Genomic DNA, 26,501 nt, shown 5'->3' with positions numbered 1-26,501 from the left:
TGCCCGCCATTCTCTTTTTGGAGTCAGTATGAACCGAACCGCTATCCGCCGCTGGGCCTGTGCTGGCCTGGGGTTGTTTTCCTCTTTGGCAGCGCTGGCGCAGCCGGCTTCCGGCGGAGTCATCAGCTTTGGACTGAGTTCCTCGATCCCCACGTTGTCTGACTTGGGGATGCTGGCTTTGGTGGGTGCCCTGGGATTGCTGGCTTGGAATGCCTTTCGGCGCCAGGGGCAGAGCGGCAGGTTCTACTCGCTGCTGGCGGCAGCCGTGGGGGTGACCCTGGTGCTGGGCGGTGTCTTTGGTGCACGCAATGCGTACTCGAACGGCAGCATTGATGCGGCCAACTACATCGGGTCCTCGTACAACTTCCCCGCCAATATTGATGAGGTGGTCTACAACTCCGGGGATGAAGATGTGTTGATCCTGAGCATCCAGGCAACCCCCGGTTACACCGTCGTGACGCCAAATACCTTGCCCCAGTGCCAGGTAGGTATGCGGATCCCTGCCCACAGCGCCATCCCCTTCTGCTACGTCCGGGTGCAGGGTGCTCCGGTTTGACCGGAAGCTTACGGCCAAATTCTGGAAGCGTTCCGTGCGGGTGCTGCTGTAGTATTTGCTATGAAATAGATAGCTACCAGTGCTTTTCTGTCAAGCGCTAGGCCCTATTTCCGCAGCATCTTCTGCGCCGAGCGTAGCAGGACCACCAACGCACCTGCTCCACCTTCATCCCCCCGGGCTTGCACAAAGGCCAGGACTTCGTTCTTCTGCACCAGCCAACTGTGCACCCGGCCTTTGAGGACCGGGCTCTTTCCCGGTGAGCCCAGGCCCTTGCCGTGCACCACGCGCACGCAGCGCAGGCCGGTCTTGTGGGCGTGGCGGATGAAGTCGCCCAGCGCCTCGCGCGCCTCGTCCACGCGCAGGCCGTGCAGGTCCAGCTGGCGCTGGATGCTCCAATGGCCTGCGCGCAGGCGGCTCGTCACTTCCACGCCGATGCCGGGGCGGCGGAAGCTCAACTGGTCGTCCGTGTCCAGCAGCGTGGTCACGTCAAAGTCGTCGCTGATGGATTCGCGCAGCACGCGCTCTTCATCCAACCAGTGCTGCACGGGCAGCGGCGGGGGCTGGTGCTTGCGCAACCGCGCCACGTTGGGGTTGCGCAGTGGCGTGACGGGGCCCACGCTGCGGCTGAAGAGGTGGTGCTCGGCCTCGGCCCGGGCGGCGGCTTCGCGCTGGGCTTTCTCCTCGGCCTCGCGGCGCTCCTGGTCCTCGCGCAGGCGGCGGGCCACGGTGGCCAGGTCCTGCAACTGGGTGATGCGTTCGCCTGCCCGGCGAGGGGCAGGTGGTGCACGGCGTCGGGGCGGTGCCGGGTTGTCGCTGATGGAGGGTGGCGCGGGGGCATGACGGACAGGCCGCATCGCCGCCTTGGCCGCAGCCTTCTTGTCGGCCAAACCTGCGCGCCGGGCGGACCGGGGCACGGCGGTGGTAGTGGGGGCAGGGGCAGGCTGGGCGGCGCCCATAGGGCCTTCGGAGCCGCGCGCAGCGCGTGCCAGCGCGGCGTGTAATGCCGTCGTCGGGTGGGCCGGTGCGGGCGCAGGCGCAGTCACACCAGGCCCTTTTCCGCCATCGACAACGCCTGGCCCGGCGCAACGATCACGTGGTCGAGCACGCGCACATCCACCAGTGCCAGCGTGGTCTTCAGGGTCAGGGTCAGCGCCTCGTCGGCCCGGCTGGGTTGCACGCTGCCGCTAGGGTGGTTGTGGGCCAGCACCACGGCGGCCGCCTGGTGGTGCAGGGCGCGCAGCACGACCTCGCGCGGGTACACGCTGGTCTGCGTGAGCGTGCCGCGAAACAGCTCCTCCAGCGCCAGCAGGCGGTTTTGTGCATCGAGGAACAGCACCGCAAACACCTCGTGCCCCTTGGCCGCCAGGTGCAGCTGCAGGTAGTGCTTGACGGTGTCGGGCGAGTCGAACACCTCGCGTTCGCGCAGCTGCTGGGCGAGGGCGCGGCGGGCCAGCTCCAGCACCGCCACCAGTTCGGCGCGCTTGGCGGGGCCCAGGCCCTTGATGCGTTCCAGGTCGGCCGCGCTGGTGTGCAACAGCCCGGCAATGCCGCCAAAGCCGCCGGTGATGGCGCCCGTGTCCGGGTCGATGCCGGGCGGGTCCAGCAGCTCCTGCGCCATCTGCAGCACGCCCTTGCCCACGATCCCCGTGCGCAGCAGGATGGCCAGCAGCTCGGCATCGGCCAGCGCGGCAGGGCCGCGCGCCAGCAGTTTTTCGCGGGGCTGGGCGTCGGCGGGCAGGTCTTTGATGGCCATGGGAGAGGGGGTGGGACGCGCCAGCAGCGGTGGCCGCGGTAGGGGTTTGCCCGGTTTTCTACAATCGCGGCAGTTTATCGGGACTCTCATGACCTCTATTTCCACCTCCCTTCCCACCGTTCAGCCGGGCTCCTTCCTCACGCTGCACTACCGCCTGGCCGGCCCGGCGGGGGATGTGATCAACACTTTTACCGACAAACCCGCCACCCTGTCGCTGGGCACGGGCGAGCTGTCGCCCGCCATGGAGCAGCGCCTGCTGGGCCTGGCCGAGGGCACGCGCACCACGTTCGAGCTGCCTGCGGGCGAGGCCTTTGGCGAGCGCAACCCCGACATGCAGCAGTGGGTGGCCCGCAAGCTGATGAACGAGCTGGGCGACCCCGACGAAAAATACAACGTGGGCGATGTGGTGCAGTTCCCCACGCCCGATGGCCAGGGCAGTTACGCAGGCGCCGTGCAGCAAGTGCGTGAAGATGGCGCGGTGCTGTTTGACTTCAATCACCCGCTGGCGGGCCAGCCCGTGACCTTTGAAGTGCAACTGATCGGGATCCTGTGATGCAGGCACCGCAAGAAATCCTGCTGGCCGAGCCGCGCGGGTTTTGCGCAGGGGTGGACCGCGCCATCGAGATCGTGGAGCGCGCCATCCAGAAATTTGGCGCCCCCATCTACGTGCGTCACGAGATCGTGCACAACACCTACGTGGTGAACGACCTCAAGGCCAAGGGCGCGATCTTCATCGAAGATCTGTCGGACGTGCCGCCCGGCGCCACGCTGGTCTTCAGCGCCCACGGCGTGAGCAAGGCCGTGCAGCAAGAGGCCGTGGCGCGTGGCTTCAGCATTTTTGACGCCACCTGCCCGCTGGTGACCAAGGTGCATGTCGAGGTCGCCAAGCTCGCCAAGGAGGGCTACGAATTCATCATGATCGGCCACAAGGGCCACCCCGAGGTCGAAGGCACCATGGGCCAGCTCGACCAGGGCATCCACCTGGTGGAAGACGTGGAAGACGTGGCGCACGTGCAGCCCGCGCAGACCGAGAAGCTGGCCGTGGTCACGCAGACCACGCTCTCGGTGGACGATGCCGCCGAAATCTCGGCCGCCGTGCGTGCGCGTTTCCCCAGCGTGCGTGAGCCCAAGCAGCAGGACATCTGCTACGCCACCCAGAACCGGCAGGACGCCGTGAAGGTGCTGAGCCCGCAGGTGGACGTGGTGATCGTGGTGGGCAGCCCCACCAGCTCCAACAGCAACCGCCTGCGCGAGCTGGCCGCCAAGCTGGGCACCACCGCCTACATGGTGGACAGCGCCGACGAGCTGAAGGGCGAATGGTTTGATGGCCTCGCCCGCGTGGGGCTGACCGCCGGAGCCTCAGCGCCGGAAATCCTGGTGCGGCAGGTCATCGACCGCATCAAAGCGCTTGGTGCTGTGTCGGTACGCACCATGGCGGGCATCGAGGAAACCATCAAGTTCCCGCTGCCCAAGGGGCTCAAAATCGACGCGACCACCGGCTTGAGCATCACCGAACGCACACCAGAGACCGGGCCTGCGGGGCATTGATCTGGGGGCAGCGGGCGCCTCATGGGAAGGTGTTTGTTGGTTTTTGCTTCTTAATTGATAGCTGCTAGCGCTTGATAGATAAGCGCTAGGGCCTGATTTGAATCCTATTTTGTCGCCGTGCAGGATAGGTTGCGCTACAGCGCCATTGCAGGCCCGCTCCACAAATCCAGCGGTGGGTCCGCCGCCACCGCGCGCAGGATGTCGGTGCGGGAGATAAAACCCGACAGCACGCCCGCCTCGTCGGTCACCGGCAGGCCGGGCAGGCCCGTGTCCAGCAGCACGGCGGCCACGCGGCGCAGCTCGGTGTCGGGCGACACGGTGGGCACGGGGCTCACCATCACTTCGGATACCGGGCGGCGCGCCAGGTCGATGGCCTGCTTGACGGCACCGGGCTCGGGCAGCAGGTCCAGCGGCGCCATGTCGGCCCGCAGCAGCAGGCCAATCACGCGGCCCAGCGCATCCACGACCGGCGCCTGCGCCACCTTGTGCTCGGCCAGGGTCTGCCAGGCATCGTTCACGCGCACACCGGGCGCCACACTCACGCCACCGGTGGTCATTACGTCGCTCACCTTGGTCAGCGGCTGGCGGGCGGTGGCCTGGGGGCCTTGTTCGGTTTGCGCATAGGCGCTCACGGCGTCGTGCATGCGCAGGTTGACGATGGCGGCAGGTGCGGCAGCGCTGGCATCGGCCGCAGTGGGACGGGGCGAGGCCGTGAAGATGGGCCCCGGCTGGCCATCTTGCGCGTCCATGGCCCGCGTGCGCAGGGCCTGCGGGCGCTGCACGCTGCGCACCGCAGAAATACGCGCCAGGTTTTCGGGTCCACCCCGGTACATCTGGCCCGACGGGCCGAACACAAAGAACATGCTTTTTCTCCTGCGCGCAAGCCGACCACCGCGTTGGGGTGGGGGCTGCTCTGCCCATGTTATCGGCAGTTGTGCGGCGCGCGTGCAGTCAGCGTTGTGTCTGCATGTTGCGGGCAACCCCTACACTGCCCCTTCTTCTGACCCCACCAGCTTCACCGGAGCCCCTGCATGATCGACCGCGCCGCCATCGCCGCCGCCCGCCACCAACTGGCCACCCAGCCTGATTTTTTGCGCACCACGCCGCTGATGCGCGTTTCTGGCAAATCCCTGGGCGTGGATTGCGCCGAGGTCTGGCTCAAGCTGGAGCACCTGCAGGTGGGCGGCAGCTTCAAGGCGCGCGGCATGTTGTACCGGCTGCTCGCCAACCCTGTGCCCGAGAGTGGCGTGATCATTGCATCTGGCGGCAACGCCGGAATTGCAGTGGCTGCTGCCGCCAAGGCGCTGGGTGTGCGCTGCGAGGTGTTTGTGCCTGAGGTGTCGCCCGAGGCCAAGCGCGCCCGCCTGCGCGCGCTGGGCGCCGAGGTGGTCGTCACCGGCGCTGCCTATTCACAAGCCTTCGAGGCCTGCGTGGCCCGCCAGAAGGCCACCGGCGCGCTGCAGGCCCACGCCTACGACCAGCCCGAGGTGGTGGCCGGTGCAGGCACCTTGGCACTGGAGATGGAAGAGCAGGGTGGCCGCCTGCCCGACACGGTGCTGGTCAGTGTGGGCGGCGGTGGCCTCATCGGCGGCGTGGCCGCGTGGGTGGAGAGCCGCGCCCATGTTGTCGCGTTGGAGCCAGAACTTGCGCCCACCCTGCACGCGGCGCGCGCCGCAGGCCAGCCGGTGGATGTGGACGTGGGTGGCGTGGCCGCTGATTCCCTCGGCGCGCGCCGCATCGGCGCCATTGGCTGGGAGGTCAGCCAGCGCCATGTGCACGATGCCCTGCTGCTGCGCGACGACGCCATCCGCGCCGCCCAGCTGTGGCTGTGGAAAGAGCTGAAACTGGCCGTGGAGCCCGCTGCCGCGCTGGGTTTGGCGGCGTTGCAGATCGGTGCCTACAAGCCCCAGCCGCAGGAAACGGTGGCCCTCATTCTCTGCGGCGCCAACTTCGACCCGGCAATCCTTGCCTGAGCCCAGTCCGACCACCCCTTTAAAATCCAGCCATGCTTGACATTCTTCTCCTCCGCAAAGACCTCGACACCGCCATCGCGCGGCTGGAAACCCGCAAAAAGCCCCAGGCCTTCCTGGACGTCTCCGCATTCCAGGCCCTGGAGTCCGAACGCAAGACGCTGCAGACCCGCACCGAAGAGCTGCAGGCTCAGCGCAACCAGCTGTCCAAGCAGGTCGGCATGCTGATGAGCCGGGGCGACAAGGATGGTGCCGAAGCCATCAAGGCCCAGGTGGCCGCAGGCAAGGTGGAACTGGAGCAATCCGCTGCCCGCCTGGAACAGATCCAGGCCGAGCTGCTGGCCATGCTGGTGGCTGTGCCCAACCTGCCACACGAATCCGTGCCCGTGGGCAGCGATGAAGCGGGCAACGTGGAAGTGCGTCGCTGGAGTCCTGACGAAAAAGGCCCGCGCACCTTTGATTTCGAGGTGAAAGACCATGTTGACGTAGGTACCCCGCTGGGGCTCGATTTCGACATGGGCGTCAAGCTCTCGGGCTCGCGCTTCACCGTGATGAAGGGGCCCATTGCCCGCCTGCACCGTGCCCTCAGCCAGTTCATGCTGGACGTGCAGACGCAAGAGCACGGCTACACCGAGTGCTATGTGCCCTACGCTGTGAATGCCGATTCCCTCAAGGGTACCGGCCAGCTGCCCAAGTTTGAAGGCGATCTGTTTGCCGCCAAGAAGGGCGGCCAGGACGGCGAGCCTGTGCCGGACAACGCTGCGCTGTACCTGATCCCCACCAGCGAAGTACCGCTGACCAACTTTGTGCGCGACGTGGTAGTGGCCGAATCCGACCTGCCCATCAAGCTCACGGCCCACACGCCGTGCTTCCGTTCTGAGGCTGGCAGCTACGGCCGCGACACGCGCGGCATGATCCGCCAGCACCAGTTCGACAAGGTCGAGATGGTGCAGATCGTGCATCCCGACAAGAGCTACGAAGCGCTGGAAGAAATGACCCGCCACGCAGAGACCGTCCTGCAGAAGCTGGGCCTGCCCTACCGCGTGATGAGCTTGTGCACCGGCGACATGGGCTTTGGCGCCGCCAAGACCTACGACCTGGAAGTGTGGCTGCCCGCACAGAACACTTACCGCGAGATCAGCTCGGTGAGCAACTGCGAAGCTTTCCAGGCACGCCGCCTGCAGGCCCGTTTCAAGAACGCACAAGGCAAAAACGAACTGCTGCACACCCTGAACGGCTCTGGTCTGGCCGTGGGCCGCACGCTGGTGGCGGTGCTGGAAAACTATCAGCGTGCGGACGGAACCGTCGAGGTTCCGGCCGTTCTCCGTCCCTACATGGGCGGAGTGTCGGAGCTGACACCCGCGGCCTGACCGGCCTACGTGTTGCGCCCCGGATCGGCTTTGGCCGGGCGCACCCCGCAGGGCCTGCCCACGCAAATCAAATGCGCGGGCAGGCCCTGTTGTTTTTGCGGCCCCGCAATGGTTGTGGGCGCCGATTCGGGACAATGCGGCCATGACTTCTCCCGACACCCCTCCTGGCAACGCCTCCCCCAGCACCCCCATCCGTCTCACCCAATACAGCCACGGTGCAGGCTGTGGCTGCAAGATCAGCCCCAAGGTGCTCGACGTGATCCTGGCGGGCAGCGGCGCCCAGAACCTGGACCCCCGCCTTTGGGTGGGCAACGCGTCGCGGGACGACGCTGCCGTGTACGCGCTGGACGACGAACGCGGTGTGGTGTCCACCACCGACTTTTTCATGCCCATCGTGGACGACCCGTTCGACTTCGGGCGTATTGCTGCCACCAATGCCATCAGCGACATCTATGCCATGGGTGCAGACCCCCTGATGGCCATTGCCATCCTGGGTTGGCCGGTGAATGTGCTGCCGCCCGAGGTGGCACGCGAGGTGGTACGCGGCGGACGCGCGGTGTGCGACGCTGCAGGCATTCCGCTGGCCGGCGGGCATTCGATAGATGCGCCGGAGCCCATCTTCGGGCTGGCCGTGACGGGCGTGGTGGAAAAACGCCACCTCAAGCGCAACGACACCGCCACGGCGGGCTGCCGCCTGTACCTGACCAAGCCGCTGGGGATCGGCATCCTCACCACCGCAGAGAAAAAGGCCAAGCTGCGGCCCGAGGACGTAGGCCGCGCGCGCGACCTGATGTGCACCCTCAACCAGCCCGGCAGCCGTTTTGGCAAGTTGCCGGGCGTCATGGCCATGACCGATGTCACGGGCTTTGGCTTGCTGGGCCACCTGGTCGAGATGGCCGAGGGCAGTGGCCTGACGGCGGTCCTTGACTATGCCGCCGTACCGCGCCTGAGCGGCGTGGAGTACTACCTGGCCGAAGGCTGCGTGCCCGGCGGCACCCAGCGCAACTTCGACAGCTATGGCGCCAGGATTGCGCCGCTGGACGACACGCAGAAGCAACTGTTGTGCGACCCACAGACCAGCGGCGGCTTGTTGGTTGCCGTGGCACCCGAAGGCGAGAGCGATTTTCTGCAAGTGGCAGCCGGGTGTGGCTTGGAGCTCGCGCCCATCGGCCACTTGACCGCGCGACAGGCCTTCGCTGTCGTTTTGGGTTGACCATGGAGAACCTGGCCGACTACCGGCACATCTTTCTGAACGATGTGCCCATGATGGATGTGCGTGCACCCGTGGAGTTTGCCCAGGGGGCTTTCCCTGCAGTGGTCAACCTACCCTTGATGGACGATGCCGAGCGCCAGCAGGTGGGCACCTGCTACAAGCAGCGGGGCCAGCACGCGGCCATTGCGCTGGGGCACACGCTGGTGTCCGGCGACATCAAGCGGGCGCGCATCCAGGCCTGGGCCGAGTTTGCACGGGCCCATCCGCAGGGCGTGCTCTATTGTTTTCGCGGCGGCTTGCGCTCCCAGATCGTCCAGCAGTGGCTGCAGAGCGAAGCGGGCATCGACTACCCCCGTGTGATCGGTGGTTACAAGGCCATGCGCACCTTCCTGCTGCAGACCACGCAGGCTGCTGCCCAGGAATGCCGGTTTGTGGTGCTTGGCGGGCTCACGGGCACCGGCAAGACCGAGTTGATTGAACAGCTGGCCAGCGGACTTGACCTGGAGCGGCACGCGAACCACCGGGGCTCCAGCTTTGGCCAGCGTGTGAGTGGCCAGCCCGCGCAGATTGATTTCGAGAACCAGCTGGCCATCGACATCCTCAAGAAGCGTGCGGCAGGGCAGCGGCTGTTCGTCGTCGAGGACGAGGGCCGGCATGTGGGGCGCTGCGCTGTGCCGCTGGAGCTAAGGCTGTGCCTGGAGCAAGCCCCGATGGTTTATGTCGACGAGCCCTTTGAAGCCAGGGTCGAGCGCATCCTGCGGGACTACGTGGTCGCGCAGTGCGCTGAGTTTTGTGCTGCGCAGGGCGAGGTGCAGGGGTTTGACGCCTTCTCTGCCCGCCTGCTGGAAAGCCTGGACAAACTGCACAAGCGTCTGGGGGGAGATCGTCACCAGCTTCTGCGGGCGACGATGCTCCGCGCCCTGGCCCAGCAGAAGGAGCATGGCGATGCTGCGCAGCACCGCGACTGGATCACGGCGCTGCTGCGGTATTACTACGACCCCATGTACGCCTACCAGCGTGAAAGCCGGGCTGACCGCATTGAGTTTCAAGGGGCACACGGTGAAGTCCTGGCGTATTTGCGGGAACGCGCCGGGCCCTCAAGCTGCCAGTCGTAGGGACCCTCTGCACGAATCACCGCGCCGTGTGCATCTGCGGCCTCGGGCGGTCTGTGGCGTTGCAAATACTCGCGCTAGCACGGCTATTGCTGCGTTTTTGCGCCTTGCAGCCCATCCCGCTCCGCAGCGCCCACTTGCCGTTCAATTCGTGCAGAGGATCCCTAGGGATGTCCTGCATAACTCCCTGCGGTCTGTGATAGCGCGGTCTCGGGCAGTCCGCTGCGTTGCTTTTCTTGCCAATAGCCCGGCTATTGGCTGCCAAAAGACGCCTTGCGGCCCCACCCGATCCGCACTACCACCGACTCGCGAGGGTTATGCAGGACATCCCTAGCGCAGGCGACACCGAAAAGTCCACCTCTGCCTGCGCCAGGCGTTGCATGGCGGGGATCAGTGCCCGCGCATCACCCCGGCGCCACTGGAAGCTGTATTGCAGCGGCGCTAGTGGCGTGCGTGCGCCCGGGGCGCGCAAACCCAGCGGGCCCACCCACCCCGAGGGCAGAAACCCCACACCCACTCCTGCGCGCAGCATGCCCGCCACGGCCCCCAGGCTGTTGCACAGGATGTGCTCGCGGACGGTGACACCTTGCGCCAGCAACCAGTCGTCCAGCAGCCGCGTGGTGCCAGCGCCTGGCGGCAGCGTGACGAGGGGATGCTGCTGCAGCAACGCTTTGATGCCCAGGCGGCTGGCGCCCGCCAGGCTGGGTGACAGGGCCCAGGCGAAGCGCGCGGCGCCCACGGGCTGAGATAGCAGTGTGCTGCGCGACGAGCGTCCTGCGATCACGGCAAAGTCCAGTTCGCCGTCGTCCAGGCGGCGCTCCAGCACCCCGCCCACATCCACGCAAGGTTCCAGAGCCAGGCGTGGGTGCGTTCGCCGCACTGCCGCCACAAAGGTGGGCAGCCACGTGAGCGCAGAGAGGTCACCCACGCCAAAACGGCAGCGGCCCGCAAGCTCCTCGCGGGAGCCTAGCGTATGGCCCAGCGCCGCCATGGCGTTGAGTACTTCCAGTGCGGCCGGCAGCAGACGCTCCCCCGCCTCGGTGAGCACGGCACGGTGCCCGCTGCGGTCGAACAGCGACTGGCCCAGCGTGGACTCCAGTTCGCTGATGCGTTTGGACAGCGACGAGACCGACAGGTGCACCCGCTCCGCTGCCGTGGCGAAATTGGCGCAGGTGGCCGCCCACCAGAAGGCTTCAAGTTGTTTGACCGAGGGATGGGGCATGTGCAGAGATATTGGCAAAAAGCGAACAAAGTCATTCTAAATATTCCGCTTTTATTCACTGATGCGGAAATCTACAGTGGCGCTGATCCCTCAACGCAATGACCATCTGCCATGCCCGTCTCCACTGCTACGCCGTTTACCACCGCGCCGCGCTCGCCTGCGGTATTGCGCCGCATGCTGTCGCTGCACGACTTTGAGGACGCCGCGCGCAGGCGTCTGCCCCGGCCCATCTTCGGGTACATCGCCGGTGCGGCGGAGGACAACGCCTCGCTGCGCGACAGCCGCGCGGCGTTTGGAGACTTTGCCTTCGTGACGCGGGTCCTGCGCGATGTATCGCAACGGTCGCAATCCGTCGAGCTCTTTGGCGAACGCTACAGCAGCCCTTTCGGGATAGCGCCCATGGGCATCAATGCGCTGTCCACCTACCGGGGCGATCTTGTGCTGGCGCGTGCTGCACGGCGCATGGGCATTGCGTCTGTGATGAGCGGTACGTCGCTGATTCCGATGGAAGACGTGGCCCGCGACAGCCCGGGCACCTGGTTCCAGGCCTACCTACCTGGCGATCAGGCACGCATTGATGCGCTCATCGACCGCGTGGAGCGTGCGGGTTTTCGCACCCTCGTCGTCACGGTGGATATCCCCATCTCCGCCAACCGTGAGAACAACATCCGCACGGGTTTCTCCACACCCTTGCGCCCCAGCCTGCGTCTGGCATGGGATGGTCTCGTCCGGCCGCGTTGGATGGCGGGAACCTTTTTGCGCACGTTGCTGCGCCACGGCATGCCGCACTTTGAAAATTCGTTCGCCACGCGCGGTGCGCCCATTGTTTCTTCCACGGTCCTGCGCGACTTCTCGGCGCGCGACCATTTGAGCTGGCGCCACATTGAGGCCATTCGCCGCCGCTGGAAGGGGCCCTTGGTCGTGAAGGGCCTGCTCAGCGTGGAGGACGCGTTGCAGGCGCAGCATGCCGGGGCCGATGGCGTGGTGCTGTCCAACCACGGGGGGCGCCAGCTCGACGGGGCCATATCGCCCATGCGCGTGCTGGAAGACGTGGTCGCGGCCGTGGGCCCGAGTTACCCGGTGCTGGTGGATGGGGGCTTTCGGCGCGGCTCCGACGTGCTCAAGGCCATTGCGCTGGGCGCGCGCCTGGTTCTGGTGGGCCGACCCTTCAACTATGCAGCCGCCGTTGCCGGTGAAGCGGGGGTGCTCCACGCAATCACCCTGCTGCGCGACGAGGTCGATCGCAACCTCGCCATGCTCGGCGCCACGGGTTGCAGCGAACTGGGACCCCAGCACATCGCGCGCCAGAGAAGCTGAGGGATGGATTACAAGGGACGGCGGTGGTGTCGCCCTTGTCCGTTCACGATGCGCCAAAGAAAAAGCCCTGCGCTATCGATTAAATAGCATCAGGGCTTTGTCAGTGGCGGAGAGGGTGGGATTCGAACCCACGGTAGTGTTGCCACTACGCCTGATTTCGAGTCAGGTACATTCGACCACTCTGCCACCTCTCCTGTGTGTCGAAGCCTGTGATTATAGCCAGATTTTCAGGGACACCAGCGCCTCTCTCTATCTTCCACGCCAAATGCGGTCGCTTGCCGTGGGCCAGCGCGCGCCGTCTGGTGGAGCTCCTGCCTGTAATTGCCTGTAATCGCTTTGCTTTGCGGGCCTGCCTACAGTCGCATCACTGCTTCAAAAACGCAGTGCCAAGCAACCCAGCGACAGGACATCAGGTAGGAGTCCCCATGGATATCAAGCTGCGATTTGTGAACCAGTCCCGCGACGGCAATAAGTCGGAGGTGGTGATGTATCAGAAGAACCAGCTCACCGGCATGGCCTCGCTGGCAATGGCCTGGAAGGTGATCCGGTTCTGCGGACGTGACTGTTACCACCCCTTTGTTTTCCCAGCGGGTTTCGAAGTGGGCGTTGCCGATGAGTACGGCAATTTTTCACCCCGCATGGCCGCAGAAAACGGCCAGATGCTCAGGCTGGAGTCCACCGCATCGGGGGGGCGGCGCCTGCGGCGTGCGGGGCTGGCCAGTGCCTCCAATGAGCTCGATGTGCTCAACGACTTGGGCCAGGGCGCGGTCAATATCTGCGTCTTCAGGGATGGCCGGATGGTGGGCATGAAGACTGCCGTCACACCTGGCCAGAAGGCCGTGTTCCAGTACCAGCCGGTGCTGTGGATTGGCGTTGCATCCCAGGTGGCGCAGGGCGTGGCGATCAGCTCTGCCGTCATGAGCAATGCGAACACAGAACTGTCGCTGTTGGGCATCGCCAGCGCAGACGTCGTGATGTCGGGCGGTGGGCCAGGCGAGGGCTCCACCCCCTACGAATTCAATCTTGAAAACATCGTGCAGATCTGACCATCCGGGCAGGTCTGCATCCACAGAGTTCGCTTTTCGGGCTTCAAGGCCGGGGGGCAAACGGGCAACGCATGGCGTGTTGCCACCACTTTCACCAACAGGAGAAACTCATGGGCGTTCAACTCAACTTCATCAACAACTCCAACGACACGAACAACTCGGAGGTCGTGATATTCCAGAAGAATGTCGCCACCAATTTCGACGAGCTGTCGGTGGCCTGGCAGGTCATCAAGTACTGTGGCCAGGGCGACAACCATCCGTTCACGTTTCCCATGGGCATGCAGGTGGGGGCCAGTGACAGCTACGGCAACTACACGCCACAGCTGGATGCCCAGAACGGCGAACTGTTCCAGATGTCCTTGACCACGTCTGGCGACCGGCTCGTCCGCGCAGGCAGCGGCACCAGTTCCAAGGAAGTGCAGGTGCTCAACGCGCTGCCCAAGGGGGCCATCAACGCCAGTTGCTACAAGGACGGGAAGCTCCTGGCCATCAAGACCTCGATCGCGCCCCAGCAAAAAGCGGTGTTTGAGTTCAAACCCACCATCTGGATTGGTGTGGCCTCCCAGGTCGTGCAGGGCCAGGTCATGAATTCGGCCATCATCTCCAACATCAACACCGAGCTGTCCCTCCTGGGCATTGCCAGCGCGGACATTGTGATGACGGGTGGCGGCCCTGGCGCCAACTCGACGCCGTTCGCGTTCAACCTCGAAAACATTGTGATGTGCTGAAGCGGTGCGTCGGTGCGGGGGGCTGTTCAGCGCCCCCGCGCCGATGCTCCGCAGCTCTCCCCGTCCACCCAGGAAGCATGCCGTGAACGAAATGGTCCAAAGAAGATGGAGCGCCATGGATGGCTGCCTGATCTTCGACATCACCATCAACCGTGCACCCCACGACGATGTCCCTTCCTGTGTCAGCGTGTCCTGCAGTTCGGGGGAGTCGGAGCGCCAACGGGTCACCGTCACCAGACACTGGCCCGCACAGCCGTTTGAGTTCAGATTCTCCTCGGGCTGCTATGTGTCGGGCTACCTGCAGCAAAAAACGCCGGTGCACATCGACGGCGTCCCCAATACGGCCATCTTTGCCGACATCCACTATGGAATGCGAGGGCAGGCGGATGACCACCACTTTGAAGGCCTCATGGCAGCGTGCCCCATGCGTGGGCCCCTTCCGCCCCCTCAGCCTCCCAGTCCATTGCCGCCTGTTCCCACGCCGGTGCCGCCAGCCCCGCCGGTCGATCCCGTCGAGCCTCTGCCTGTCATCAATAGCCATCCGGAGGAGCTGTTTCCTTACGTGTACGTGCGCCGCTGGCCCAAGATCTCAGCCTCGGATCTTTTGCATGGCTTTGTCCAGTACGCCAGTGCCAGCCCTCCTTGCTGCAGTTTCTTTGAGGACCTGGTAGCGGCACGCGCCCAAGGCCGTGAAGCCGTGCAGTCACTGGCGCTGCGGTTCATTGACGGAGATGCCCCTTACCAGGGGCTCTTCATCGGAGACCTGGACAGCCTTCCCGGGCCCATGGGCCAGTTTGCGTCCTTGCTGGAGCAACTGCCCTCGCCCCATGACAAGCCGCTTGAGTGGCTGGCGACCGCCCGTGCAGAAGTCGTGCAGTTGCTGCAGCGGTACGCCCTGACCTGGAGCTGTTTGGAGTCTGGAAACTACCTGCAGACCATGGACAGGGTCTGGCAGAGTTACTTCGCCCTGGTCATCACCCTGGGGTATGACGCTGCCTTGCTGGATGGGTTGACCCGCACCTTGCAGATGGCCCATCTGATCGCGGTGGCATTGCAGCCCAAAGCCAAGGACATAGCTGCAGTCGGCGCCGCATCAGAGACGCCAGCGCCCTTGCAGCCGGCCCCCATCAGTGCCGCCCAAATTGCATTGCTGCGCGAGGCCACTGTGGTGCTGCCGGCCCAGGTTTTTCCTTTGCCACCGGCCCGCTCGGCAGACAGATCTCCGCCCGTGGCCCCCGACGGTTGGATCGAGCCCTATGCAATTGGCGACTTGCAGATGGTGCGCCAGCGCCTTCTGCGTTACCAAAGCGGAGAGATCGCACGCATAGAAAACGTGATGCGCGGTGAGCGCCGGGAGGTCACGCATAAACGCACCCACCGGCAAAAGGATGAGCAAAAGCAGACGCTGGCCGAGATGCAGGTCCTGCAGAACGATGCGGCGGACGAACGCAGCAATCTGCAGGAAGAGTCTCGCAAGACCGTGGCTGAGGCGACCGAGACCCACCAGTACAACAAGTTCACCAGCAGCTACGGCCCTCCCACGCAGGCCACCCTGGATGGTTCCTGGACCAAGGCCGTGCAGCAAGGCGCCAACCCGGGGCTGGACGACACCACCCGCTTTGCACGCGACATTCTGAACAAGACGGTCAACCGCATCAGCCGCAGTGTCAGCCACACGCGCTCCAGCAGCACGATGAGCCAGACCGAGGACGCGGTGGTCAGCCTGATCGACAACACCGCGGGCACCCGGAACATGCGCGCCGTGTTCCGCTGGGTGAACAAGGTGTACGAGGCGTGCGTTGTGAATTACGGCCAGCGGTTGATGATGGAGTTCATGGTGTGCCAGCCCGCAGCGGGCTTCATCGCACAGGAGCAGGCGCTGGCGGGGCAGGACTTCGCCAAGCCAGTGCCACCGCTGCAACTGGGGGTTGCCACCTTTGAGGACATCAAGGTGGACGGCCCGCGCAACTACGCACAGCTCGGGGCCTACTATGGTGTGCTGGATCTGGATCCGCCCCCGCTGGCAGAGCGCTTTGCCTCGGCCACACTGCGCAACGGTGAAGAAAAGCAGATCGCCGTTCCCGCAGGGTACGGCGCTACCCAGGCCTTTGTCAGCTGGGTAGGAGCGTCCCCTGGCCAACAGGCGCCTGTCGTGCTGGTGGGGCGGCAAACCGTGACCCCTGGCGCTGCGGCCAGTCCCGTGGCGCTTCACGGAGAGGACGATACCGTACCGGTGTCCGTGATGGACTATCCACCCGGCTTCTCGCCACCCGGCGACCAACCGGTGCAGGTCAATGTGGAGATCGGCTGCGCGCCTTCCAGTCGATGCATGGACCAGTGGCGCATCCGTACCTACGCCAGCATCGTGCGTGGCTATCAGGAGCGGTTGGCGGCATACCAGGGCCGCGCCCAAGGCGGCGTGCCGTCGTCTCCCGCACCGGCCTGTTCGCCGCTGGCCCGTCGGCAGATCGAGCAGCGCGAGCTGAAGAATGCCTGTCTGCGCCTGTTGCTGGAACGCCTGCTGACCCTGACTGGCATGTTCGCAGGTGCCGCGTGGGGGTCTCCGCCATCGCAATTCATGGTCAATGAGCCCCGCTATCTGCAGTTCTTCGACGAAGTGCTGGAGTGGAATGAAATGGCCTACAGCTTCTATGCCAGCCCTGGCCTGGGCGCTGCGGGCGGGGTGCCGGAGCTGGGGAGCCTTGCGGCCGACGACGATGCCTTGTTCGCCAGTTTCTTGCAGGCTGGTCAGGCGCGCGTGCTGCTGCCCGTGCAGCCAGCGCATGTCCTAGCCTTTCTGTATTTTTATTCGGCGGGCATGCTCTGGAGCGCCCCGGATCGGCTTGCCCCCGTCAATGCGGACGACATCGCACTGGTCAACGACCTCAAGCATGCAGGGCCCCGGCAACAGAGTCCTGCGCACCGCCTGGGGCCGTGCTGGCAGGTGGTGGTGCCTACCTCCATGCAGGTGCTGGATGCGCCGGGCGACGAAGGGGGTGCGGACCTGCCCGCCCTTGGGGGGGCTGCACCATGATCGTGGTACCGGGGGCAGCCAGCCCCTTCTTCTGTCGGCCAGCTTTTGGCGACCTCCCCGTGGGTTCGGTGACGGCGTTTGCTGGCACGTTGGGGCCGCCCGACAGCGCGAGCCCTGCTGCTGCGGTGAGCCCAGCCGCTTACACCACCAACCCCCTGGAGGCGTGGGGATGGATGGTTTGCGATGGCCGAACGTTGCCTTGTGTGGACTACCCCGAACTGTTTGCCGTGCTGGGCTACGTGTATGGCGGTGCTGACGACAACTTCAACATCCCCGACTACCGTGGTTACTTTCTTCGCGGTATTGGCACGGGCACCCGCAACGATCCGGACATCGACCAACGCAGCCAGCCGCCTGGCGGCCAGGGTGCGAGCGATGGTGTGGGTTCCATCCAGCCGTTTGCCGTACAGACGCATGAGCACACCTACAGCAGCGCACCAGCCCCTTCGGCCACCTCCCCCAGTGGAACAGCAGCAGGCGCGCCCAGCGTCGCCAGCACGCTGACCACGGGTGGTCCGGTTGCGGGCGCGGGCCAGGCGCAGGCGGTGCAGGTGAGCCCGAACGAGACGCGCCCCCTCAATGTGTACGTCAACTACCTCATCAAGTTCACCTACGGACTGCTCCCGCTTTTGAGATGACCGCGCACGTGTCCCCAGAACCCTTTCCAAGGAGAAAATTGCATGGCATACACCAACGTCCAATTCATCGGCTACGTGCTCGACACGGCGCCCCAGGTGAACCCCGATGGATCCAAGACCTATCTGGGGTTGAACGATCCAAAGCTCGACATTGAGGCGCGCTGCGATGTGATGTTGCGCGCCATGCAGACGGCCCGGGATGCGCTGCCGCAGGCGTCTCCACCGACACCCGAGGCGGAAACCCTGAAGGTCTTCATGGCCCCCGAGTTCTTTTTTCGAGGTGCCTCGGGGGCTTACCAGATGGACGATGTCCAACGCGCCATTACCTCCTTGCAGCGCATGGCGGCCGATGACCAGTGGGTGGACTGGGTGTTTGTGTTCGGCACCATTTTGGGCGCGTCGTCGGCCACCCAGCAGACGCCGCCGTACGACATCGACCCACTCGCGAGCACCGAGATCTACAATTTTGCGCTGGTGCAGCAAGGGGGCGTGGCGGCGCAGGGCGATGCGGGGGCGCGGATGGTGATGAAGGAGTTGATGTCGGGGGTTGATTTCATCGCCACTGCCGTGAATCCGGGCGGCCTGTTGTTGGGCGACGTGGAATACTGGCCTGCATCGACCGGCGGTGGGCTGGGACGTGAGCAGCAAGAGGTCAACTATGACGGTGCCGGCGTGTTCGAGTTGGCAGGCATCACCTGGGGGCTGGAGGTCTGCCTGGACCACAGCGACACGGTGCGCCGACTACAGAGGTCGCCGCAATTGCCGGGCCAGAAGCTGATTCAGCTGCAGGTGGTGCCATCGTGTGGCATGGGCATCCAGGCGCCGAGCGTGATCACGCAGGCGGGCGGCTATGTCTTCAATTGCGATGGCTCGGGCGCGGCAAGCCACTCCACCCTGGTGCAGCAGGTGCCACCGTTGGCCAATGTGCCCATGCTTTGCAGTGCGCCGGTCAGCGATGTCGATGTCGCGCTGCAAAGCACCTCGCCGCTGGAGGATGTTGCTCTCAGTGCCCTCTACGCCAGGGGGCCGGGCGTGGTCAATATCTATCCGGCACTGGCCTTGCCTGCACAGCAGGTGGTGGTCGGCAACACCGTATGCCTCGACTGGCCCGCCAGCCCGGACTACCGTTTCATCTTCCAGCTGGTCTACAACAGCAGTGGCAGCTTCGTGACGCTGGTGTGCGAGATACGCAGCAAGAAGGCCAACTTCTACGGGAACAACTATTTCCTGCCGCTTTCGCTGCAGACGCAGGACTCCTGGAAACAGGATGTGCGCATCCAGATGACCTTGGCGGCGGGCAGCAGCCCTTATGCTGGCGCCGTGTGGTGCAAGATCAACGTGCCCGGATTCATCTTTGAAGGCAATGCCTTTGAGTTCAGTGCCACGTATGACGGCCCCACGCCGTTCACCATCTGGCAGTCCACGGACACGGGTGGCCTGGCCAATGACAACCTGTGACCCTGGCGCCGAGAGCGCACTGCAAGCACTGAGCGTGTCGGTGGGCCCGCAGGCCTTCCTGGTGCGTGCCAATACGGCCCGGTGCGCGTTCTGGCACCGGGTGCAGGCTGGCGCGTGGGAGCCGCAAACCTTCGAGGTCTTCCGGCGTTTTCTGCAACCAGACCGCTCCTACATTGACCTGGGTGCCTGGATCGGCCCTACGGTGCTCTATGGCGCGACGCTGTCGCGCAGCGTGCATGCCCTGGAGCCTGACCCGGTCGCCTTTGCAGAGCTGGACCGCAACGTGCGAGCCAACCCTGGGCTGTGCAAAAAAATCCATCTGTACTCCTTCGGCATTGGCCCCGAGTCTGGTCCGCTGCAACTCTATGCCGGTGGCCTTTACTACGCAGGGCGCAGCGAGTTCGGGGACAGTATGTCGGGCATGTTGGCCGCGCCGGATGTGCCTGGCCAGCCTTGCCACGAGGCGCGGGGTGTGGACATGGAACGCTTTCTGGACATGTATGCCGGGAAGGACTGCAACTTCATCAAGATGGACATAGAGGGTGGCGAATACGCTGTGATTCCCGGCCTCTGGCGCCGTTTGTGGCGGTGGGGGCCACCCACCCTTTGTGTGTCCTTTCATGCTCCGGAAATCGCCCGGCGCGAGTCCTTGGTGCGGGCCTGCATTGAAGAGCTGCTGCTGTGTTACCCGCGCTTTTATGCGGCTGCCGACACCAAGGCCGTTGCGCTCGAAGAACTGGCGGACGCGGTGCATGACTGGGGCGACGAAGCCCCTGGCAGCCCCTGGCGCAAGCTGGAAGCGCTGCTGGGAGCGGGTCTGGTGGCGACCAGTGAGGAGTGGTGAATGACTGCTGCACCAGATCGCCAGATCCTGATTGGGGTGCATGTGACAGGGGCGGGCGAAGGCCTGGCCGCCACGCTGTCCAGTGTTTTCGAGAACACGCCGCTGACCTTCGGGCTGCGGATATTGCCGGACAGTGCCGCCGCATCCCAGGACCCGGGTTTGCTGCAGTTGCGGCTTGTCCCTGGGTCTCTGGTGCAGCGGCCCAGCCCGGCGCAGCCGGGGGCTGCTGCCTGCTTCAACCAGCTGGTGAGCGAGCCTGCCGACATCTATGTGTTTCTGGAAAATGGCGTCCGGGTCTGCCCTGGCTGGCTGGAGCTGATATTGGCGGCGCTGGACAGCGACGTCAGCCATGGCTTGGCGGGCCCCTCCACCAACCGGGGGTGGAACGAACAGGCCGTGGCACCAAACTGTGGCAGCACCCAGGAAGCCCTGTGGGACCAAGCGGACACCTTGCTGGCCCGCTATGGCAATGCCTGTGTACCCTTGGCGCCCCTGCACAGCCTGGCGGACTTCTGCTACGTGGTGAAGAACGAGGTGGTGGCTGCCATTGGCGCGGCGGACACGGCATACACCCAAGGCCCCTGCTGGGAGATGGACTACAACGTGCGCGCTGCCCGCGCCGGCTTCCTGGGTGTTTGGGTGCAGGGCGCCTTTGTGCACCGTGCGCCCCGCTGCGCGGTGCTGGCGCCTGTCCACGATGGACTGCTGGAGGCGAACAAACGGCTGTACCAGGACCGGTTCTGTGCCTGGCGCCGCGAGAGCCACCCGCAGGCGCCGCCCTACCACGGCCACTGCGTGGGAGACGAATGCCGCTACTTTGCCGTGCCCGAGCAGATGCGTATCTTCGTGCCACTGCCTGGCAATGTGGAACCCGCACCACTGGTGCCTGCGGCCACCGCATTACCTTTGCTGAGCTGTGTCATGCCCACGCGAGGGCGGGCGGCCTTTGTTGCGCAGTCGATCCTCTACTTCCAGCGGCAAGACTATCCCGCGCTGGAACTCATCATCGTCTACGAGGATGAGTCCGACCTCCCTGCTGGCATTGATGACCCGCGCATCCGCTGCATCCGAATGCCGGCCCGCACCAGCATCGGCGCCAAGCGCAATGAAGCGGTCCGCGTGGCGTGGGGCGAACTGATCGCGCATTGGGACGATGACGACTGGTATGGCGCGCAGCGCCTGAGCCGCCAGGCCGCGCCCATTTTGCACAACCTGGCGGATGTCACCGGGCTCAACGACATGCTGTTTATGGCCCGGCCGCTGGCCGAGTTCTGGGCCAGCAGCCGGGCACTGTTTCGCCGGTTGTTTGTAGAAAACGTGAGCGGCGGCACTTTGGTTTTCCGGCGCAGCCTGTGGGAGCATCATGGGCGGTATCCCGATACCTCGCTGCGGGAGGATGCGGATTTCCTGCTGAAGACCCTGCGGGGCGGTGCGCGGCTGTGCCGCATCTCGGGGCGTTCGCTGTGCATCTATGTGCGCCACGATGGGAACACCTGGAAGTTCAAGGAAGGCCATTACCTGCAGCAGGCCGCCTGGACCCTGGTGCCTGCACCGGAATGCCTGTCGGACGATGATCGCGATTTCTACTTTCCTGCCGCCCCCGGTGGCACAGGCGACACTGTTGGCGCTGTTGGCGCTGTTGGCACAGAGGGCTCGCCGACGCCCGCGATGCCGCTGGTGTCGTGCATCATGCCCACCGCAGACCGGCGTGAGTTTGTGCCCCAGGCCATTCGGAACTTTCTGGCGCAGGACTATGAGCCCCGCGAACTGATCGTGCTGGACGACGGGCGCGACAGCGTCGCCGATCTGATCCCATCGCACGGCAGCATCCGATACCTGCGCCTGGACCGCAAATCCACCGTTGGTGCCAAGCGCAACATGGCCTGCGAGTTGGCGCGCGGCGAGGTGATTGCACACTGGGACGACGACGACTGGATGGCGCCCACCTGGCTCAGTTCGCAGGTCAAGGCCTTGCGCGGCCAGGGGGCCGACATCTGCGGCCTGGACAAGGTGTTCTTCTATGCGCCAGACGCGCGCCGGGCCTGGCAGTATGTGTATGACGGGCGCACACCCTGGGTGTGTGGGGGCACGCTGTGTTACCTGCGCGAGTTCTGGCGCAGTGCGCCGTTCGCCGATATCGATGTGGGGGAGGACAACGCTTTTGTCTGGTCGGTGCGGGACAAGCGCATTGCCACCAACCCGGACCAGCACCTGTATGTGGCCCGCGTCCACGACCGCAACACCAGCCCCAAAGACACATGGAACCGGCGCTGGCACAGTTACCCGGTGGAGCATGTCGAGAGGCTCATTCGCTGACTCTGTTCAGGCCTACTGGAGGGTGACGGGTGCCAGCCGGTACAACGGCTCGGGTTCCGGCGGGTGGGTCTTGCTGGTGCTGGCGTAGGCCTCCATTTTCACGCTGCCAGCCAGCTCATGGTGCGCGCGGTGGCTCAGCAGAACGGTTCCGGGGCCTGCTAGGCTGTTCAGGTGCAGCGTCACGTTGGCCGCGTGGTGGCTGTCCAACGGCTCACCGTGGGCTTGCAGGGTGGCCGTGTGCATGCTCCCTGATATTTCCAGGCGCACGCCATGCTGCACCTCCAGCATGCGGCTTCTTCGTTGCACCCGGATGCACAGGTCCTGTGCCAAGGCTGCTGCCTGCTGCAGGTTCTGTGCGCTGCTGGGGCCCTGCTCGAAGTGGAACAGCATGCAGTCTCCCAGCGTCCCCGCGCCATGGCCCTGGCCCGACTGCACGGCGTTGGCGCACCAGCGCAACTGCTGTTCGCGAATCTCCTGCAGGTCGGACAGGGCAAGTGACGCATCGCGGGCGGGGTACAGGCGCAGGGTCAGGCACAGGATGGCGCGCGAAGCAGCCCCGAGGTTCTGCGACCTGGCACGTTCCAGCGAATCCATGGTGGCGTGCTGCGCCTGGCCGGATGTGGACGGACCTGCAGGGCTCGGCCCTGCCGCGTGGCTGGGTGGGCGAAGTTGGCGCACCTGCGCTGCGCACTGGGCAAGGTCACCGTACAGTTGCGCGGCATCGGCGGTACGCCGGCGCACGTCTTTTTGCAAGGCCCGCTGGAGCAGCGCGGCCAGCGGACTGCCCTCTAGTTCCTCTGGCAAGGCGACGATATCTGTGCTCAGCTGGCGCTGCAGCACCTCGGTCAGGCTGGAGCCCTGGATGCTTGGTCGTGCGCTCAGGCACTCCACGAACATCAAGGCCCAGGCATAGATGTCGGTGGCGGGCCCGCACACCTCGCCGCGCAGCTGTTCGGGTGCGCAGTAGGCGGGCGTGCCCTCGGCTCCCGCGGTGAACTGGGGTTCTCCGTGGTGGCTGGCAAGCCCAAAGTCCAGCACCTTGGCGTGCAAGGTGGTGCCGCTGGAGATCACCATCACGTTCTCTGGCTTCAGGTCGCGGTGCACGATATGGTGGGCATGCAGGAAAGCCAGGGCATCGAGCAGCTGCGCCATCAGCCCCACCGTGTCCGGCAATGAGAGCCGGCCCTGGCGCTGCAGGAATTCGCGCAGCGTTTCGCCAGTCACGTACTCCAGCACGGCAAACGGCACGCCCTTCTGGGCCAGGCCTTTATCGATGAGCCGGACCACATGGATGTGGTGCAACAAAGACAGCACCCGGGTTTCCTGGTGCAGCCGCTGCTGCACACGCCGCCGGTTGGCGGGATCGCGCGCGGCTGGGGTGCTTGGAATCTTGATGGCCACGAACTGGCCGGTGCTGCGCTGCCGGGCCTTGAAAACCTGGCCCGATGCGCCCTGGCCCAGCAAACCCAACGATTGATAGCCCGGCACACCCACGGGAAAACCGTGCGTGGGCACTCGTGTCATTGCGATGGGGGGCAGGCTCAGGCCGCAAGCGACTCTTCAGCGTGGATGGGGCTGATCAGGGCCAAGGGGTCGAAATCGGCTTCCCGCTGGGTACCCCGTGTGATGCTGAAACGCAGGCAACCAAAGCGCAAGGAGCCACGGCGCCTTTCGATCAGCTCGGGGACATGGGAGTCGCCGGGCATGGCCAGTGCAAGTTGCTTGCGCATGCGGAAGATCTGGATGTTGAGGTGCCCGGGCTCCACACCCAGCATCTTCGCCAAGCACTCCAACTCGACCCAGCCATGGGCCTGGCTGTCCCGGTGGCGCTGCGCATCGGCCCATCGCAAACGTGCCAGCGTCAGCAGTGCGTAGTGGTGGGTGCGCTCGCCCAGGTCGAACTGCCGGTCTCCCTCCTGCACTTGCAGGCGCACATGTTCCTCATCCAGGCTGACGTTGAAATGCAGGCTCGTGCGTGGACGAATACACGGCGCTGCGCCAACCATGGCCTCCATGGTCGATGTGACCTCCTGCGCCGCAAGGAAGCACCACGCCTGGTTGGAAAATCGGACCTCGTCGCCGTCTTCCAGCACCCAGCTGCCCTGGGGCGTGGTACATATCCACCGGCCTTGCTCGGCGCAGTGAATGGACACTTCGGCATGCTGGCCCTGGGGCAGCAGGTTGGACCGCTCCAGCGGCACGGGAGCGCTGTCGTGTCCCAGCGGCCAGAGCAGATTGGCGGGGGCTGCAAGGTCTTCCACAACCCAGCCAGAGCCGTCGTCACGCCCGAAGCCGATGGTGCTTCCCACGCGGAGTGCAAAGGCTCCGCTATGGGACAGCAGCTCGCCATCGAGCAGGGTTCCGTTGCGGCTGTGGTCGTGCAGTTCCCAGGTGCTGCCTGTCCAGCGGATCGATGCATGCAGTTGCGAAGCATCCGGGTTTTCCAGCAAGGTGTCCGAGGAACGGCCTCGCCCAAACACGTGAAGTGTTCGCAAATGGATCTTGCGCTGTGTTGCGCGGTTTTTCAGGATTGCCATCAGTCAGTCCCTCATTTTTTCTTCGTCACACCTTGCGGCGCGGTTTCCTTTGGCCCCGCGCATGGCTGAATGTGATGCCTCGCAGCCCGTGGCATGCCGCTGTGCAGCGGACGCGGGTTTCCTGTCCGGGCGTTCGCCAAGAATTCCCGATGCAGCCCAATGAGTGTGTTGGCGCTGTCCTCCCCACGCAACTACCAAATCTGGTAGTTAACGTTCTGCTTGCAATTGCGCGAGATATCAACGGCGTGACGCCCCGTTGCAAGGCATCGCGCAGCCCAGCCAGATTTTTGACCCCGCTGTTTGCAGGGCCGGGCAGTTTGGGGTTTGACTGCAGCGGCACGACGGTGCAAAGAATCTGCTCCCAGGCCGGCTGCGGACTGGTGTGCAGAGCGGTGGGTCAGTACCTGTGATGGCGTGTAATGGGCTGTAATCGCCAAGCGAGAAAAGGGTCTCCACAATGTATCGAGCGAGATGCGCTTGCCATCCGCACCGATCCATTGACGGAGAAAACCATGCCTTACCTGTCTGACACTCAACGCAATTTGCTGGCTCCTGCGGGCCAGCCACATCCTCGCAACGGTGCCACGGTGCCAACCTCGCAGCAGGCGCCCTTTGTGAACGCCGCCTGCTGGGGTTGGGCGTTGAATGGCGAATACGTGAATGCTGATGACCCCTACGCAGCCACCACCATCTATACCTCGGACAACGGCGCCTTCGTGTTCAATGCCGAGCGTGTTCCCACCGGTCTGAATGCGGCGTTTTTTGCGGTCACCGATGTGATCTTTCCGCAGACGGTGCCTTACCACACCACACTGGCCGCCAATTTCGCCAACGCACTGGGTGGCAATGTGGCAGCGCAGGACGCCTGCCGTTTTGCCCTGATGAAGCTCACGGCAGAACTCAATGGGCATACGGTGTTGCCCGACAACGGCTCAGCGGTCTACACCATGGTCATGAAGTCGCCGAGCTGGTACGGCTGGTGCCATTGGGGAATTGGCATTCAGGGGGCAGGCGGTGGGGACACTACCTACCAGCAAAAGGTCAACGGCAGCGTCCTGAACCCCAACACCCTGCAATACAACTGCGGCGTTATGTGGGATGAAGGCCAGCCGCTGACCACGACGATCCGCATTGATGGTCTGTTGCAGACCCAGGTCGACATGCTCAACCGCGTGGTGTGACGCCATGACAGTCCAAACCCGTGGCATCGACGTCAGTCACTACCAAGGCAACGTCAACTGGCCCAGCGTGGCTGGCAGCAACGTGGCCTTTTCCTTCATCAAGGCCACCGAAGGCATCGCCTATGTGGACCCGCTTTTCCGTGCCAATTGGTCCGGCAGCGCCGCCGCAGGATTGCGCAGAGGCGCCTACCACTTCGGCCATGCTGGCAGCGATGCCGTCGCCCAGGCACAGTTTTTCTACAACACGGTCAGCGCCGATGGAACGCTCGGGCCCGGGGACTTGCCGCCGGTGCTGGATCTGGAAACCCTGGATGGGCAAAGCCCCGCCGAAGTCCTGCAGTGGGCCCTGGCATTCCTGTCTGAGGCCGATGCGCTGTTCGGGCGCCAGACCATGGTCTACACCGACACGGGCTTCTGGCAGGCGCTTCAGACGCTTCCTGGTTGCCAGGTGCTGGCCTCTCGCCCGCTGTGGCTGGCTGCGTACTCGGCCTACCCGCACGTGCCGCCGCCTTGGTCGTCCTGGACGTTCTGGCAGTACAGCGATGGCTCCTCCAATGGCGGCAGCCCGGTGGCCGGTGTGGTGGGTGCCGTGGACCAGAACTGGTTTGCAGGCTCAGTGGCGCAGCTTGGCCAGCTGGGCTAGCAAGTTCTTTTCTGG

Annotated in this window: 23 protein-coding genes and 1 tRNA gene; 17 read left to right on the top strand and 7 right to left on the bottom strand. The window is 64.8% G+C overall.

What is annotated here, in order from left to right; translation table 11 throughout:
• Positions 1 to 28 precede the first annotated feature (28 nt).
• A complete protein-coding gene (locus ACQ4MJ_RS15070) occupies positions 29 to 556 on the top strand; it encodes a midcut-by-XrtH protein (protein ID WP_431152109.1) in 528 nt (175 codons plus the stop codon).
• A gap of 104 nt (positions 557 to 660) precedes the next feature.
• Here ACQ4MJ_RS15070 and ACQ4MJ_RS15065 read toward each other — a convergent pair whose 3' ends face one another.
• Together ACQ4MJ_RS15065 and radC are read right to left on the bottom strand one after the other, a co-directional pair.
• The gene (locus ACQ4MJ_RS15065) at positions 661 to 1,410 is read right to left on the bottom strand and encodes a Smr/MutS family protein (RefSeq protein WP_431153063.1); all 750 of its coding nucleotides are present in this window, start codon (positions 1,408 to 1,410) and stop codon (positions 661 to 663) included.
• Positions 1,411 to 1,595: 185 nt separating this feature from the next.
• Entirely contained in the window at positions 1,596 to 2,309 is a 714-nt protein-coding gene (radC, locus tag ACQ4MJ_RS15060) for a RadC family protein (protein ID WP_431152110.1), read from the bottom strand.
• A gap of 88 nt (positions 2,310 to 2,397) precedes the next feature.
• On the opposite strand from radC, the gene ACQ4MJ_RS15055 reads away from it, so the two are divergent.
• Both ACQ4MJ_RS15055 and ispH read left to right on the top strand, forming a co-directional pair.
• Positions 2,398 to 2,862 (top strand): FKBP-type peptidyl-prolyl cis-trans isomerase, encoded by a 465-nt coding sequence (locus tag ACQ4MJ_RS15055; protein ID WP_431152111.1) that lies wholly within the window; start codon positions 2,398 to 2,400, stop codon positions 2,860 to 2,862.
• Positions 2,862 to 3,857, top strand: a complete 996-nt coding sequence (ispH, locus tag ACQ4MJ_RS15050) for a 4-hydroxy-3-methylbut-2-enyl diphosphate reductase (RefSeq protein ID WP_431152112.1) — start codon at positions 2,862 to 2,864, stop codon at positions 3,855 to 3,857. The genes ACQ4MJ_RS15055 and ispH overlap by 1 nt, the downstream gene beginning before the upstream one ends.
• 134 nt (positions 3,858 to 3,991) lie before the next feature.
• Here the strand turns inward: ispH and ACQ4MJ_RS15045 are convergent, their stop codons facing one another.
• Positions 3,992 to 4,720 (bottom strand): CBS domain-containing protein, encoded by a 729-nt coding sequence (locus ACQ4MJ_RS15045; RefSeq protein ID WP_055402248.1) that lies wholly within the window; start codon positions 4,718 to 4,720, stop codon positions 3,992 to 3,994.
• Positions 4,721 to 4,888: 168 nt separating this feature from the next.
• Here ACQ4MJ_RS15045 and ACQ4MJ_RS15040 point away from each other — a divergent pair, with 168 nt between their 5' ends.
• The 4 genes from ACQ4MJ_RS15040 to mnmH all read left to right on the top strand — a co-directional run bounded on the left by ACQ4MJ_RS15040 (position 4,889) and on the right by mnmH (position 9,525).
• Positions 4,889 to 5,830: a threonine/serine dehydratase gene (locus ACQ4MJ_RS15040; RefSeq protein ID WP_176888657.1), complete on the top strand. Its 942-nt coding sequence runs from the start codon at positions 4,889 to 4,891 to the stop codon at positions 5,828 to 5,830.
• A gap of 32 nt (positions 5,831 to 5,862) precedes the next feature.
• Positions 5,863 to 7,197, top strand: coding sequence for a serine--tRNA ligase (gene serS, locus ACQ4MJ_RS15035; protein WP_176888658.1), 1,335 nt, complete (start codon positions 5,863 to 5,865; stop codon positions 7,195 to 7,197).
• 142 nt (positions 7,198 to 7,339) lie between these two features.
• The gene (selD, locus tag ACQ4MJ_RS15030) at positions 7,340 to 8,410 is read left to right on the top strand and encodes a selenide, water dikinase SelD (RefSeq protein ID WP_431152114.1); all 1,071 of its coding nucleotides are present in this window, start codon (positions 7,340 to 7,342) and stop codon (positions 8,408 to 8,410) included.
• A 2-nt stretch (positions 8,411 to 8,412) separates the two neighbouring features.
• On the top strand, positions 8,413 to 9,525 hold the full coding sequence (mnmH, locus tag ACQ4MJ_RS15025) for a tRNA 2-selenouridine(34) synthase MnmH (protein WP_431152115.1): 1,113 nt from the start codon (positions 8,413 to 8,415) through the stop codon (positions 9,523 to 9,525).
• Between the two features lie 292 nt (positions 9,526 to 9,817).
• Here mnmH and ACQ4MJ_RS15020 read toward each other — a convergent pair whose 3' ends face one another.
• Positions 9,818 to 10,744 (bottom strand): LysR family transcriptional regulator, encoded by a 927-nt coding sequence (locus ACQ4MJ_RS15020; protein ID WP_431152116.1) that lies wholly within the window; start codon positions 10,742 to 10,744, stop codon positions 9,818 to 9,820.
• 111 nt (positions 10,745 to 10,855) lie between these two features.
• Here ACQ4MJ_RS15020 and ACQ4MJ_RS15015 point away from each other — a divergent pair, with 111 nt between their 5' ends.
• On the top strand, positions 10,856 to 12,061 hold the full coding sequence (locus ACQ4MJ_RS15015; protein WP_431152117.1) for an alpha-hydroxy acid oxidase: 1,206 nt from the start codon (positions 10,856 to 10,858) through the stop codon (positions 12,059 to 12,061).
• Positions 12,062 to 12,165: 104 nt separating this feature from the next.
• Here the strand turns inward: ACQ4MJ_RS15015 and ACQ4MJ_RS15010 are convergent.
• Positions 12,166 to 12,255, bottom strand: a tRNA-Ser gene (locus ACQ4MJ_RS15010).
• Between the two features lie 231 nt (positions 12,256 to 12,486).
• On the opposite strand from ACQ4MJ_RS15010, the gene ACQ4MJ_RS15005 reads away from it, so the two are divergent.
• From ACQ4MJ_RS15005 to ACQ4MJ_RS14975, 7 genes are all read left to right on the top strand, one after another.
• The gene (locus tag ACQ4MJ_RS15005) at positions 12,487 to 13,107 is read left to right on the top strand and encodes a hypothetical protein (protein ID WP_431152118.1); all 621 of its coding nucleotides are present in this window, start codon (positions 12,487 to 12,489) and stop codon (positions 13,105 to 13,107) included.
• 110 nt (positions 13,108 to 13,217) lie between these two features.
• On the top strand, positions 13,218 to 13,835 hold the full coding sequence (locus ACQ4MJ_RS15000) for a hypothetical protein (RefSeq protein WP_121421007.1): 618 nt from the start codon (positions 13,218 to 13,220) through the stop codon (positions 13,833 to 13,835).
• 91 nt (positions 13,836 to 13,926) lie between these two features.
• Complete coding sequence (locus tag ACQ4MJ_RS14995) at positions 13,927 to 16,869, top strand: hypothetical protein (RefSeq protein ID WP_431153064.1); 2,943 nt, start codon at positions 13,927 to 13,929, stop codon at positions 16,867 to 16,869.
• The gene (locus ACQ4MJ_RS14990) at positions 16,866 to 17,507 is read left to right on the top strand and encodes a tail fiber protein (RefSeq protein ID WP_228898534.1); all 642 of its coding nucleotides are present in this window, start codon (positions 16,866 to 16,868) and stop codon (positions 17,505 to 17,507) included. The genes ACQ4MJ_RS14995 and ACQ4MJ_RS14990 overlap by 4 nt, the downstream gene beginning before the upstream one ends.
• A gap of 42 nt (positions 17,508 to 17,549) precedes the next feature.
• On the top strand, positions 17,550 to 18,965 hold the full coding sequence (locus tag ACQ4MJ_RS14985; protein ID WP_431152121.1) for a hypothetical protein: 1,416 nt from the start codon (positions 17,550 to 17,552) through the stop codon (positions 18,963 to 18,965).
• A complete protein-coding gene (locus ACQ4MJ_RS14980; RefSeq protein WP_228898525.1) occupies positions 18,952 to 19,809 on the top strand; it encodes an FkbM family methyltransferase in 858 nt (285 codons plus the stop codon). The genes ACQ4MJ_RS14985 and ACQ4MJ_RS14980 overlap by 14 nt, the downstream gene beginning before the upstream one ends.
• Complete coding sequence (locus ACQ4MJ_RS14975; RefSeq protein WP_431152123.1) at positions 19,810 to 22,125, top strand: glycosyltransferase family 2 protein; 2,316 nt, start codon at positions 19,810 to 19,812, stop codon at positions 22,123 to 22,125.
• Positions 22,126 to 22,137: 12 nt separating this feature from the next.
• On the opposite strand, the gene ACQ4MJ_RS14970 is transcribed toward ACQ4MJ_RS14975, so the two are convergent.
• Positions 22,138 to 23,649 carry a protein kinase domain-containing protein gene (locus ACQ4MJ_RS14970; RefSeq protein WP_431152125.1) on the bottom strand — a complete coding sequence of 504 codons (1,512 nt, stop codon included), beginning with the start codon at positions 23,647 to 23,649 and terminating at the stop codon, positions 22,138 to 22,140.
• Positions 23,650 to 23,666: 17 nt separating this feature from the next.
• Positions 23,667 to 24,662, bottom strand: coding sequence for an FHA domain-containing protein (locus ACQ4MJ_RS14965; RefSeq protein ID WP_431152127.1), 996 nt, complete (start codon positions 24,660 to 24,662; stop codon positions 23,667 to 23,669).
• 512 nt (positions 24,663 to 25,174) lie between these two features.
• On the opposite strand from ACQ4MJ_RS14965, the gene ACQ4MJ_RS14960 reads away from it, so the two are divergent.
• Together ACQ4MJ_RS14960 and ACQ4MJ_RS14955 are read left to right on the top strand one after the other, a co-directional pair.
• Positions 25,175 to 25,843, top strand: coding sequence for a hypothetical protein (locus ACQ4MJ_RS14960; RefSeq protein WP_431152129.1), 669 nt, complete (start codon positions 25,175 to 25,177; stop codon positions 25,841 to 25,843).
• 4 nt (positions 25,844 to 25,847) lie between these two features.
• Positions 25,848 to 26,486 (top strand): glycoside hydrolase family 25 protein, encoded by a 639-nt coding sequence (locus ACQ4MJ_RS14955; protein WP_431152131.1) that lies wholly within the window; start codon positions 25,848 to 25,850, stop codon positions 26,484 to 26,486.
• Positions 26,487 to 26,501 lie beyond the last annotated feature (15 nt).

It is taken from the genome of Acidovorax facilis (assembly GCF_050626955.1).
GTDB lineage: Bacteria > Pseudomonadota > Gammaproteobacteria > Burkholderiales > Burkholderiaceae_C > Acidovorax > Acidovorax facilis.
The sequence above is the reverse complement of the archived record's forward strand: the minus strand, read 5'-3'. Positions and strand labels throughout refer to the sequence as shown.

Coding starts and splice junctions, on each gene's coding strand:
- ACQ4MJ_RS14960 (WP_431152129.1), top strand. CDS start 25,175: ATGCCTTACCTGTCTGACACTCAACGCAATTTGCTGGCTCCTGCGGGC.
- ACQ4MJ_RS14965 (WP_431152127.1), bottom strand. CDS start 24,662: ATGGCAATCCTGAAAAACCGCGCAACACAGCGCAAGATCCATTTGCGA.
- serS (WP_176888658.1), top strand. CDS start 5,863: ATGCTTGACATTCTTCTCCTCCGCAAAGACCTCGACACCGCCATCGCG.
- ACQ4MJ_RS15070 (WP_431152109.1), top strand. CDS start 29: ATGAACCGAACCGCTATCCGCCGCTGGGCCTGTGCTGGCCTGGGGTTG.
- ACQ4MJ_RS14975 (WP_431152123.1), top strand. CDS start 19,810: ATGACTGCTGCACCAGATCGCCAGATCCTGATTGGGGTGCATGTGACA.
- selD (WP_431152114.1), top strand. CDS start 7,340: ATGACTTCTCCCGACACCCCTCCTGGCAACGCCTCCCCCAGCACCCCC.
- radC (WP_431152110.1), bottom strand. CDS start 2,309: ATGGCCATCAAAGACCTGCCCGCCGACGCCCAGCCCCGCGAAAAACTG.
- ACQ4MJ_RS14955 (WP_431152131.1), top strand. CDS start 25,848: ATGACAGTCCAAACCCGTGGCATCGACGTCAGTCACTACCAAGGCAAC.
- mnmH (WP_431152115.1), top strand. CDS start 8,413: ATGGAGAACCTGGCCGACTACCGGCACATCTTTCTGAACGATGTGCCC.
- ACQ4MJ_RS14995 (WP_431153064.1), top strand. CDS start 13,927: ATGGTCCAAAGAAGATGGAGCGCCATGGATGGCTGCCTGATCTTCGAC.
- ACQ4MJ_RS15055 (WP_431152111.1), top strand. CDS start 2,398: ATGACCTCTATTTCCACCTCCCTTCCCACCGTTCAGCCGGGCTCCTTC.
- ispH (WP_431152112.1), top strand. CDS start 2,862: ATGCAGGCACCGCAAGAAATCCTGCTGGCCGAGCCGCGCGGGTTTTGC.
- ACQ4MJ_RS15065 (WP_431153063.1), bottom strand. CDS start 1,410: ATGCGGCCTGTCCGTCATGCCCCCGCGCCACCCTCCATCAGCGACAAC.
- ACQ4MJ_RS15040 (WP_176888657.1), top strand. CDS start 4,889: ATGATCGACCGCGCCGCCATCGCCGCCGCCCGCCACCAACTGGCCACC.
- ACQ4MJ_RS14980 (WP_228898525.1), top strand. CDS start 18,952: ATGACAACCTGTGACCCTGGCGCCGAGAGCGCACTGCAAGCACTGAGC.
- ACQ4MJ_RS15000 (WP_121421007.1), top strand. CDS start 13,218: ATGGGCGTTCAACTCAACTTCATCAACAACTCCAACGACACGAACAAC.
- ACQ4MJ_RS15020 (WP_431152116.1), bottom strand. CDS start 10,744: ATGCCCCATCCCTCGGTCAAACAACTTGAAGCCTTCTGGTGGGCGGCC.
- ACQ4MJ_RS14985 (WP_431152121.1), top strand. CDS start 17,550: ATGGCATACACCAACGTCCAATTCATCGGCTACGTGCTCGACACGGCG.
- ACQ4MJ_RS15015 (WP_431152117.1), top strand. CDS start 10,856: ATGCCCGTCTCCACTGCTACGCCGTTTACCACCGCGCCGCGCTCGCCT.
- ACQ4MJ_RS14990 (WP_228898534.1), top strand. CDS start 16,866: ATGATCGTGGTACCGGGGGCAGCCAGCCCCTTCTTCTGTCGGCCAGCT.
- ACQ4MJ_RS15005 (WP_431152118.1), top strand. CDS start 12,487: ATGGATATCAAGCTGCGATTTGTGAACCAGTCCCGCGACGGCAATAAG.
- ACQ4MJ_RS15045 (WP_055402248.1), bottom strand. CDS start 4,720: ATGTTCTTTGTGTTCGGCCCGTCGGGCCAGATGTACCGGGGTGGACCC.
- ACQ4MJ_RS14970 (WP_431152125.1), bottom strand. CDS start 23,649: ATGACACGAGTGCCCACGCACGGTTTTCCCGTGGGTGTGCCGGGCTAT.